This window comes from Pseudomonas sp. Sample_10 (genome assembly GCF_004321495.1).
GTDB lineage: Bacteria > Pseudomonadota > Gammaproteobacteria > Pseudomonadales > Pseudomonadaceae > Aquipseudomonas.
The window spans coordinates 18044-29141 of record NZ_RCOE01000149.1; the positions used below are offsets into that span (position 1 = coordinate 18044).

8 protein-coding genes are annotated in these 11098 nt (G+C 59.0%); 5 read left to right on the forward strand and 3 right to left on the reverse strand.

Going from position 1 to position 11098, the window contains the following annotated elements; translation table 11 throughout:
• The first annotated feature begins 7 nt into the window (after positions 1 to 7).
• Both D8U18_RS14010 and D8U18_RS14020 read left to right on the forward strand, forming a co-directional pair.
• Positions 8 to 1171: a gamma-butyrobetaine dioxygenase gene (locus tag D8U18_RS14010; RefSeq protein WP_056853900.1), complete on the forward strand. Its 1164-nt coding sequence runs from the start codon at positions 8 to 10 to the stop codon at positions 1169 to 1171.
• A 387-nt stretch (positions 1172 to 1558) separates the two neighbouring features.
• Positions 1559 to 1822: a hypothetical protein gene (locus D8U18_RS14020; protein ID WP_130906008.1), complete on the forward strand. Its 264-nt coding sequence runs from the start codon at positions 1559 to 1561 to the stop codon at positions 1820 to 1822.
• A 172-nt stretch (positions 1823 to 1994) separates the two neighbouring features.
• Here D8U18_RS14020 and D8U18_RS14030 read toward each other — a convergent pair whose 3' ends face one another.
• Both D8U18_RS14030 and D8U18_RS14035 read right to left on the reverse strand, forming a co-directional pair.
• Positions 1995 to 3098 (reverse strand): GlxA family transcriptional regulator, encoded by a 1104-nt coding sequence (locus tag D8U18_RS14030; RefSeq protein ID WP_047534337.1) that lies wholly within the window; start codon positions 3096 to 3098, stop codon positions 1995 to 1997.
• Positions 3099 to 3780: 682 nt separating this feature from the next.
• On the reverse strand, positions 3781 to 5157 hold the full coding sequence (locus D8U18_RS14035) for an L-serine ammonia-lyase (protein WP_056853902.1): 1377 nt from the start codon (positions 5155 to 5157) through the stop codon (positions 3781 to 3783).
• Positions 5158 to 5592: 435 nt separating this feature from the next.
• Between D8U18_RS14035 and D8U18_RS14040 the strand changes: the two genes are divergently transcribed.
• The 3 genes from D8U18_RS14040 (at position 5593) to choV (ending at position 8627) form a co-directional block, all read left to right on the forward strand.
• On the forward strand, positions 5593 to 6540 hold the full coding sequence (locus D8U18_RS14040; protein ID WP_056853903.1) for a choline ABC transporter substrate-binding protein: 948 nt from the start codon (positions 5593 to 5595) through the stop codon (positions 6538 to 6540).
• Positions 6541 to 6606: 66 nt separating this feature from the next.
• Positions 6607 to 7452 carry a choline ABC transporter permease subunit gene (choW, locus tag D8U18_RS14045; RefSeq protein ID WP_056853904.1) on the forward strand — a complete coding sequence of 282 codons (846 nt, stop codon included), beginning with the start codon at positions 6607 to 6609 and terminating at the stop codon, positions 7450 to 7452.
• Positions 7449 to 8627, forward strand: coding sequence for a choline ABC transporter ATP-binding protein (gene choV, locus D8U18_RS14050; RefSeq protein WP_056853905.1), 1179 nt, complete (start codon positions 7449 to 7451; stop codon positions 8625 to 8627). Before choW ends, choV begins: the two co-directional genes overlap by 4 nt.
• A gap of 489 nt (positions 8628 to 9116) precedes the next feature.
• Here choV and D8U18_RS14055 read toward each other — a convergent pair whose 3' ends face one another.
• Positions 9117 to 11057 carry a BCCT family transporter gene (locus tag D8U18_RS14055; protein ID WP_177435023.1) on the reverse strand — a complete coding sequence of 647 codons (1941 nt, stop codon included), beginning with the start codon at positions 11055 to 11057 and terminating at the stop codon, positions 9117 to 9119.
• Positions 11058 to 11098: the final 41 nt, after the last annotated feature.

The window sequence follows — 11098 nt, forward strand, 5'->3', positions numbered from 1 at the left end:
ATCGCCATTGAACACCGCCGCCGCTTTTGCCGACTTCCGTACTTATCCGTTGATCAGCGCGCTGACAGGCGTGCAGGCTTTGGCGGATCGGGTTCTGGTGAAGTGGGCCGACAATCGCATCAGCCCCTTCCACCACCCATGGCTGCGTGACAACTGCCCCTGCTCGCAATGCGTCTATAGCGTGACACGTGAGCAGGTGCTGGAAATTGTCGACGTGCCGGAAAACCTGATGCCGGCACAAACCACTGTCGACGCTCAAGGTTGCCTGTGCATCGAGTGGCAGGACGGCCACTTCAGCCGCTTCGATCCAGGCTGGCTGAGGGCACATGCCTATGACGACGAGTCCCGCGCCGAACGCTTGGCCAACAAGCCCAAAGCCAGGCTTTGGCACAGCGACTTGTCGTTGCCGGTGTTCGAATATCAGGCGCTGATGACCGACAACGACGCCTTGCTGCAATGGCTGCTGGCGGTGCGCGATATCGGCTTGACCCAGGTCCGTGGCGTACCCACCGAACCCGGTTCCTTGAAGCTGATCGCCCAGCGCATTTCGTTCATCCGCGAAAGCAATTTCGGCGTGCTGTTCAATGTGCAATCCAGGGCCGACGCCGACAGCAACGCCTACACCGCCTTCAACCTGCCGCTGCACAGTGATTTGCCGACGCGGGAGCTACAACCGGGGCTGCAATTCCTGCATTGCCTGATCAACGATGCTGAAGGCGGCGAGAGTATTTTCGTCGACGGTTTTGCCATTGCCGATGCGTTGCGCCTGGAAGATCCGGAGTCATTCAAAAGCCTTTGCGAAATCCCCGTGGAGTTTCGCAACAAGGACCGTCACAGCGATTACCGTTGCCTGGCACCGATCATCGCCCTGAATGCACTGGGACAGGTCTCTGAAATCCGCATGGCGAATTTTCTGCGCGGTCCGTTCGATGCGTCGGTGGAGCAGATGCCCAGGCTCTATCGCGCTTACCGGCGCTTCATTGCGATGACCCGCGAGCCTCGATTCCGCTTGATGCAGCGGCTCAATCCCGGCGAGCTGTGGTGCTTCGACAACCGCCGCACCCTGCATGCGCGCAATGCCTTCGACCCCGCCACCGGGGCGCGGCATTTCCAGGGCTGCTATGTCGACCGGGATGAGTTGTTGTCGCGCATTTTGGTGCTACAGCGCTAGACCGCGTCATCGTTCATCGCGGGCAAGCCTCGCTCCTACAGGATTTGCGTCGTTCGATAATAATGTGAACAACACAAGACCCTGCAGGAGCAAGGCTTGCCCGCGATGGCACCTGCACAGACACACAAAAAACCCGGATAAAAAAAGCCCCGATCAAGCCGTGACAGGATCGAGGCAGAGGGTACTGTTGAGGAGCTGCCATGCGAGGGTGACCAAACCTTCGTGAAGCGAGCTGAGTCCAGTGTGCCCACTCAGCTCGCTGGCAAGTTAGTCGAAAACGACCTGTTCATAGCCATTGCGGCCATTGCGACAAATCGCCCTTGCCCACACCAGTCACCCCCACCAGAATCGAACCACGACACCGTTCCCAGAAGAAGGATTTGCGTCATGATGCACGCCGATTTGATTGACCAGGAAGACCTGTTGGGCCAGCTCAAGTCGCTGGGTTTTCAAGTACCGATCGGTTCCACCGCCGAGCAGGCTTGCGAGTGTGCGGTGCGGGGCTTGAACGATGAACGGGCAATCGTGCTGCGTACCATGGTCAAGCAGATGTACACCAGCAGCGCGACCATCCTGCCGGCCGTGCGCCAGGCTATCGACAAACAATTGCTGCCGGCGTTGGCGCAGTATCAGCAGAGCCATAGGGCCTGATTTTCAGCACTGAGCGGCTTCTCCTTGTGGCGAGGGAGCTCGCTCCCGCTCGACCGCGAAGCGGTTGCAAAAACAGCGAATGCGGATTGTCAGAACGACCGCATTTGCCGGTTTTGGGGCTGCTGCGCAGCCCAGCGGGAGCGAGCTCCCTCGCCACAGTAGCCTGAGATTTTTAGAGCCTTACGCTGGCAAACGTCGACTCATTGCGCGCCTGGCTCAGCGCTGACAACGGCCCGGACAGCGGCGACAGTACCAGCGCTTGTGGCAGCGGCATCATCGCCACTTGCTGTGTCGTGTTGGAACCCACACGCTCGTCACGCGGCGGTATGCCGAAGTATTCGCGGTAGCACTTGGAGAAGTGCGGCGTGGAAACGAAGCCACACACCGACGCCACCTCGATGATCGACATCGGCGTTTGCTTGAGCAGCTGCCGCGCACGGATCAGACGCAGCTTCAGGTAGTAACGCGACGGTGAGCAGTGCAGGTATTTCTGGAACAGCCTTTCCAGCTGACGACGCGAGACGGCGACATACACTGCCAGTTCGTCAAGGTCGATCGGCTCTTCGAGGTTGGCTTCCATGAGCGCAACGATTTCCTGCAACTTCGGCTGATTGGTGCCGAGCATGTGCTTGAGCGGCACACGCTGGTGATCCTGTTCGTTGCGGATACGTTCGTAGACAAACATTTCCGAGATCGCGGCAGACAACTCACGGCCGTGATCGCGGCTGATCAGGTGCAGCATCATGTCCAGCGGCGCGGTGCCACCGGAGCTGGTGAAACGGTTGCGGTCGAGGGTGAACAGGCGAGTACTCATGGCTACCCGCGGAAAAGCTTCCTGCATCGCCGCCAGGCATTCCCAGTGCACGCTGCAATCGAAACCATCCAGCAAACCGGCGCAAGCCAAGGCCCAGCTGCCAGTGCATACCGCGCCGAGGCGACGGGACTGACGCGCCTGGCTTTGCAGCCATGACACGTGTTCGCGGGTAACAGTGCGTTGAATGCCGATACCGCCGCAGACAATCACGGTGTCGAGTGGCGGTGCTTTGTGCATGGAGGCGTCAGGGGTGATTTGCAAACCGTCACTGGCCCAGACCTGGCCGCCATCCACAGTGAGTGTGGTCCAGCGATACAACTCCCGGCCCGACAACTGGTTGGCCATTCGCAATGGTTCTACAGCGGACGCCAGGGAAATCAGCGTGAAATTGTCCAGCAGCAGAAAGCCGATGGATTGAGGCGCACGGTTCTGGGGTTGGGCCCCGGAGTTGAACGACGTCATCGCAGTATCTCCTCACACAAAGCGGGTGATGGCCTCAGGCGGAGGCTCTTGTTATTGCCATCGTTCTCACGCTGGAGACGGGCTTTGTAATGACAGAGCAATTGCCATGCCTAAAATTGAATGCACGTTCAATAACTCCTAAAAACGACGTCGGAATGTGTCTATATATGACGCGCGGCGAGTAGGGGTTAAGAGTGCCATCAGGCGAGACAAGTGCTCTGCCCCGTTGCGTGTGAGCAAATCGGTAGCACTTGTGGGAACAGGGCTGGGAGCTTTTGCAAAGAGTGTCACCACAGGCGCAGGTGACGAGTGGTCAGCTTCGTTTTTCATACCTGACCGGGCAGTCACGATTTACCTGTTAGCGACGCGCCAAAAGGTGGCGCCTTTTAAATCGAGTGTTCATTTAGCGCGCAGTTTTGACTGGTCTGGCGCTATCGCTGGCAAGCCAGCGCCCACAGGAATTTATGGTGTGACCAAGATGTCAGCTACACCAGAGAATCTGTGGGAGCTGGCAAGCCAGTTCCCACAGGCAATGATGCTGTTACCAAGATGTCAGCTACACCAGAGAATCTGTGAGAGCTGGCTTGCCAGCTCTCACAGGCAATGATGGTGTGACCAAGATGTCAGCTACACCAGAGAACCTGTGGGAGCTGGCTTGCCAGCGATTGGGGTCACCTCGGTTTCAGCACTCCACGGCGCTCACCGCCAACCCACCCCGCGAGGTCTCCTTGTATTTGTCATGCATATCGGCACCGGTATCACGCATGGTGCGAATCACCCGGTCCAGCGAAATGAAATGCTGACCATCACCGCGCAGAGCCATCTGCGCGGCGTTGATTGCCTTGACCGCGGCAATCGCATTGCGCTCGATGCACGGCACCTGCACCAGGCCGCCCACCGGATCGCAGGTCAACCCAAGATTGTGCTCCAGACCGATTTCCGCCGCGTTGCACAGTTGCTCCGGTGTTGCGCCAAGGATTTCCGCCAGCCCTGCCGCCGCCATGGCGCAGGCCGAACCCACTTCACCCTGGCAACCCACCTCGGCACCGGAGATCGAAGCGTTTTTCTTGCACAGGATCCCGACCGCTGCCGCGCCGAGGAAGTAATCGACGACATTGGCGTCGGTCACGTCTTCGCTGAATTTCATGAAGTAGTGCAGCACCGCCGGAATGATTCCCGCCGCGCCATTGGTCGGCGCCGTGACCATGCGCCCGCCGGCGGCGTTTTCTTCGTTGACCGCGAGGGCGAACAGGTTGACCCACTCCATGGCGCTGAGAGTGGAGCCGATCACGTTGGGCTTGTTCAGTTCCTGCAAGCTGCGATGCAACTTGGCCGCGCGCCGCCGCACGTTCAGGCCACCGGGCAGAATGCCCTCGTGCTTGAGGCCGTGTTCGACGCAATCCTGCATGGCGCGCCACAGCGTCATCAGGCCGCTGCGGATCTCCTCTTCGCTGCGCCAGACCTTTTCGTTGGCCAGCATCAATTGCGCCACGCGCAGGTTGTGCTTCTTGCACAGTTCCAACAGCTCGGCGGCGCTGGAAAAGTCGTACGGCAACACCGTGCGATCAAGGTCGACGACTCCGCTGGAGGCCTGTGCCTCGTCGACGACAAAACCGCCGCCGACCGAATAGTAGGTGTCACGATGCAACTCGCCTTCATCGCCTTCGACAACCAGGGTCATGGCGTTGGGATGAAACGGCAGGTTTTCGTCAATCAGGCGCATGTCCCGAGCCCAGATGAACGGCACCGACAGGCGTCCGTCGAGCAACAGCGTGTCGGTCTCGCGCAAGGTGGCGATGCGGATGCCGATTTGCGACGGATCGATCGCGTCCGGCCACTCGCCCATCAAACCCATGATCACTGCGTTGTCGCTGCCGTGACCAATGCCAGTGGCGGACAAAGAACCATAGAGCTGAACTTCAACGCGCCGCACTTGCTCAAGCAGTCCCCGCTCGCGCAAACCCTGGACGAACAGCGCCGCCGCGCGCATCGGCCCCACGGTGTGCGAACTGGAAGGGCCGATGCCGATTTTGAACAGGTCGAAAACACTGATAGCCATTACTGCCGGACTCCTGGATGTGCCAACTCCAGGCGCAAAAGCGCCCGGTGACGGAGCTGCTACGCTCAAGCTGCAATCCGTCAGGATGGCCGCATCATCAGGCTTTTGACGTGTCGTTCGACGTCTCACACCGACGCACTCATGTCCACGAACGCCGCGTGTCTTTTACGTCGCGAATTCGCCGTTTTTTTGCGACTCAGACGGACAAAAGAGCCCGAAAAAAGCTGTAAACGACGTCACTGACACTGGATGCGACCATCCCTGTACTGGTTACGACGCACCCTGTAGGCGTCAGATTTTCACTGGTACATGATCGTATCGACTCGATTGCAAGGCGCCGTGGTAGAGCTGTCTCCAAAACGCCATCCAACCGCAACCTATAAGTGCGGTGGTCCAATCGGAACACTGCCAAAAAAAACACCAAGGAGTCCATCCATGAAAGGTTCTTCGTCGTTGTTGTTGGCCGTCATGCTTAGTCTGCCGGTTCTGGCGCAAGCCGCCGAACCGGCCCAATGCAGCACCGTAAACTTCTCGGATGTCGGCTGGACCGACATCACAGCAACGACCGCGACCACCAGCGTCGTGCTCAACGCCCTCGGCTACAAGACCAAGACCACCATGATTTCCGTGCCCGTGACCTACAAGTCTCTGGCCGACGGCAAGAACATGGACGTGTTCCTGGGCAACTGGATGCCGACCATGGAAAACGACATCAAGGCCTACCGCGAGGCCGGCACCGTAGAAACCGTACGCACCAACCTCAAGGGTGCCAAATACACCCTCGCCGTTCCCCAGGCCCTGTACGACAAAGGGCTTCATGATTTCGCCGACATCGCCAAATTCAAGAAAGAACTCGACGGCAAGATCTACGGCATCGAGCCGGGCAACGACGGTAACCGGCTGATCCAGAGTATGATCGACAAGAACGCCTTCGGCCTGAAAGACGCCGGTTTCAAGGTCGTCGAGTCCAGCGAGGCGGGCATGCTGTCGCAAGTCGACCGCGCACAGAAACGCGACACCGCCGTGGTGTTTCTGGGCTGGGCACCGCACCCGATGAACAAGCGTTTCAAGATTCAATACCTGACCGGCGGCGACGACTTCTTCGGCCCCGACTTTGGCGCCGCTACCGTGGCGACCAACACCCGCAAAGGCTACGCCGAAGAATGCAGCAACGTCGGTCAGCTGCTGAAAAACCTCGAGTTCACCGTCGACATGGAAAGTGAACTGATGGGCAACATCCTGGACGACAAAATGAAGCCTGACGCGGCCGCCAAGGCCTGGCTGAAAAAGAATCCACAGGTGCTCGATACCTGGCTCGCTGGCGTGACCACCATTGACGGTAAACCTGGCCTGGACGCCGTGAAAGCCAAGCTGAATCAGTAATCGCTTACGCCGGGCGGGCTAGCTCGCCCGGGCTGTTTATTTCCTTGCATGCGGACGTTCACTACCATGCTGATTGATCAGAAAATACCTTTAGGCCAGTACATTGCAGGCTTCGTTGAATGGTTGACGCAACACGGCGCCAACACCTTCGACGCAATTGCCGTGTCACTGGAAACGATGATCCACGGCGTGACGTTTGCGCTGACCTGGTTCAACCCGCTGGTCTTGATCGGCCTGATCGCACTACTGGCACACTTCATCCAGCGCAAATGGGGGCTGACCGCCTTCGTCATTGCTTCCTTCCTGCTGATCCTCAACCTGGGATACTGGCAGGAAACCATGGAAACCCTCGCCCAGGTGCTGTTCGCCACCCTGGTCTGCGTGTTGATCGGCGTGCCGTTGGGCATCGTCGCCGCGCATAAACCGATGTTCTACACCATGATGCGTCCTGTACTCGATCTGATGCAGACCGTACCGACCTTCGTGTACCTCATTCCTACCTTGACCCTCTTCGGTCTGGGTGTGGTCCCGGGCCTGATCTCGACGGTGGTGTTCGCGATTGCCGCGCCCATCCGCCTCACTTACCTGGGTATCCGCGATGTGCCGCAAGAACTGATGGACGCCGGCAAGGCCTTTGGCTGCTCGCGTCGCCAACTGCTCACAAGGATCGAACTGCCCCACGCCATGCCGAGCATCGCAGCCGGCATCACCCAGTGCATCATGCTGTCGCTTTCGATGGTAGTGATCGCGGCACTGGTGGGCGCCGACGGACTCGGCAAACCGGTGGTCAACGCACTGAACACTGCTGATATCGCCCTGGGCTTCGAAGCAGGCCTGGCGATCGTACTGCTGGCGATCATGCTCGACCGTATCTGCAAACAACCCGACGCCAAAGTAGGGGGTGACGCATGAGCATTATTCGCTTCGAAGACGTCGACGTGATCTTCACCAAAGATCCGCGCGAAGCACTGAAACTTCTCGACCAGGGCCTGACCCGCAGCGAGATCCTGAAAAAGACCGGGCAGATCGTCGGCGTCGAAAAGGCCAGCCTGGATATCGAAAAAGGTGAAATCTGCGTCCTGATGGGCTTGTCCGGCTCAGGCAAGTCCAGCCTGCTGCGTTGCATCAACGGCCTCAACACCGTCAGCCGCGGAAAGTTGTTCGTCGAGCACGAAGGCAAGCAGATCAACATTGCCTCCTGCTCCGCCGCCGAACTGAAAATGATGCGCACCAAGCGCATCGCGATGGTGTTCCAGAAGTTCGCCCTGATGCCTTGGCTGACGGTGCGCGAGAACATCAGTTTCGGCCTGGAAATGCAGGGTCGTCCGGAGAAGGAACGCAAGAAACTGGTCGATGAAAAACTCGAACTGGTAGGCCTGACCCAGTGGCGCAACAAGAAACCCGATGAGCTGTCGGGCGGTATGCAGCAGCGCGTGGGCCTGGCCCGTGCGCTGGCGATGGACGCCGATATCCTGCTGATGGACGAACCGTTCTCGGCACTCGACCCGCTGATCCGTCAGGGCCTGCAAGACGAACTGCTGGAGCTGCAACGCAAGCTGAGCAAAACCATCGTGTTCGTGAGCCACGACCTCGACGAAGCCCTGAAGCTCGGTAGCCGTATTGCGATCATGAAAGACGGCCGGATCATCCAGTACAGCAAACCGGAAGAAATCGTCCTCAACCCGGCGGACGACTATGTGCGCACCTTCGTGGCCCACACCAATCCACTGAACGTGCTCTGTGGCCGCAGCCTGATGCGCACCCTGGACAACTGCAAACGCATCAACGGTTCGGTGTGCCTCGATCCGGGCGGCGATTCGTGGCTGGACCTGGCTGAAGGCAACACCATCAAGGGGGCTCGCCAGAACGGCTCGGCGCTGGACTTGCAGAACTGGATCCCGGGGCAGGCAGTCGAAGGCCTGGGTCGCCGACCGACGCTGGTGGATTCGAATATCGGCATGCGTGATGCGCTGCAGATCCGCTATCAAACGGGCAACAAGCTGGTCTTGCACGACAACAACAAAGTGGTCGGCATCCTTGGCGACAGCGAGCTGTACCACGCACTGCTCGGCAAGAACCTGGGGTAAGGCAACTGACACAAAAACGCCGCGAGAGATCGCGGCGTTTTTGTTAGTACAGATAAATGACCTGCAATACTGACAATTGTGGCGAGGGAACTTGCTCCCGCTGGACTGCGAAGCGGCCCCATAACCAGAGACTGCGCTAGTTCAGACAGACCCCGTGAACCGGATTTACGACTGCTCCGCAGCCGAGCGGGAGCTAGCTCCCTCGCCACACAGGTCTGCGGTGCATTGATTGCACCGCAGCGCCTCACACCTTAGCTATTTTGGATCGTTCCCACGCTCTGCATGGGAACGATCATGACCTGGAATACTGACAACTGTGGCGAGGGAGCTTGCTCCCGCTGGACTGCGAAGCGGCCCCATAACCAGAGACTGCGCTAGTTCAGACAGACCCCGTGAACCGGATTTACGACTGCTCCGCAGCCGAGCGGGAGCTAGCTCCCTCGCCACACAGGTCTGCGGTGCATTGATTGCACCGCAGCGCCTCACACCTTAGCTATAGACCCGGCCAAGCAGCTGCCGATGGCTTTCGAACTGATCGAGTACGTCCCGTGTGATTTGCTCCTGGGTGAAGCCCATCAGATCGTAGTCCTGGCTGCCGTTGTGCAGGTACACCTCTGCGCGGTAATAACGCTGACGCGCCTCATCAGACTGGGCCGATTCAGTCGGCGTTGCCAGATAGCCGTCCAGGCTGACTTCGTAGACAAACGGATTGCCCTCTTCCATCTCGACCCGCACACCCATGCAACGCTTGGACTTGCCCAGCAGCGTCTGCACTTGCAGGCCTTGCGCACGCATTTGCGTGGTCGCGTCCTGCAAGGCCGGCGTCACATGCTTGTCCATGAAACGCTGGACCACCGACTGGCTCGGCTGCAGGTCCAGTTGGGTCAGGCGCTCGCTGAAGCCACGGCGACCGCGCGCGGCCAACTCCGCTTGCTCCTGTTCGATCTGCACGTCCTGGCGCATGGCCTTGTGCAGGCCGAACATGAAGCACACCAGCACCACCGAGAACGGCAGACCGGCCAGCACCACCATGGTTTGCATGGCTTCGAAGTTACCGGCGAACAACAGGCCGATGGTCACCAGAGTGATCACTACCGACCAGAAGATCCGCAACCAGTGCGGCGCATCTTCGTCGACGTTACCGCCCTTGCAGGAAAGATTCGCCATCATCACCGCGCCGGAATCCGCCGGGGTCAGGAACAGCACGAAACCGACGAAAATCGACACGCCGATCACAACCTTCGACGCCGGGTAGTGCTCCAGCAACTGGTAGATCGCCATGGACGGCTGTTCCAGCGCCGTTTTCCCAAGCTCTACCGCCCCATGGTTCATCACCAGGTCCAGGGCCGAGTTACCGAAGATCGACAGCCATGCCAGGGTGAAGCCCAGCGGAATCAGCAACACGCCGGCCACCAGTTCACGCACGGTACGCCCACGGGAAATACGCGCGATGAACATGCCTACGAATGGCGCCCAGGAAATCCACCAGGCCCAGTAGAACAAGGTCCACAGGCCCAACCAACGGTCGGACTTGGCACTGTCGCCTTCGTACACATACAGATCGAATGTCTTGAGCACCACGCCATTGAGGTAGTCACCGACGTTCTGCACGAAGCCGTTGAGCAGATGCAGGGTCGGGCCGAACAGCAGCACGAAAATCAGCAAGCCGCTGAACAGAACGATGTTGAGGTTGGACAGGCGACGAATACCGTTTTCCACGCCCGACACGGCAGCAATCGTTGCCACGGTGCTCATCACAATGATCACGATCAGCAGATTGGTATTGCTGTGCTCCATGCCGAACAGGTTTTCCAGGCCCGACGATACCTGCAGCGAACCAATCCCCAGGTTCGTCACCAACCCTAGCAGGGTGACGAACATGCCAAAGCCGTCCACCGCATGACCGGCGGCACCCTTGACCCAACGCTCGCCCACCAGCGGATACAGCGCCGAACGCAATGCCAGCGGCTGGTTATGACGGTACGCAAAATAGGCAACGGCCAGCCCCACCAGCGCATAGATCGCCCAGCCATGCAGGCCCCAGTGCAGGAACGTCAGCTGAACCGCCTGACGCGCCGCAAGGTTGCTGGCGGCTACGCCTTCTGGCGGGTTGAAGTAGTGGTCCAGAGGCTCGGATGCGCCAAAGTACAACAGCGAAATGCCGATACCGGAAGAAAACAGCATCCCCGCCCAGGCGCCGTAGCTGAAATCCGGGGTATCGTCCTTGCTGCCCAGTTTCAGTTTGCCGTAGGACGAAAAAGCCAGGCCCACCACGAAAATCAGATAGGCGGCGATCACCACCATGTAATACCAGCCAAAGCTGCGTGACAGCCAGGCTTGCGCTGTACCGAGCATTCGACCGGCCTCTTGCGGGGCGATGATCAGAATGGCGGTCAACAACAGAATCAACGCGGTGGAGGTGTAGAACACCCAACCGTTGACCGTCACCTTCTCGGGTGGGGTCTTTATTA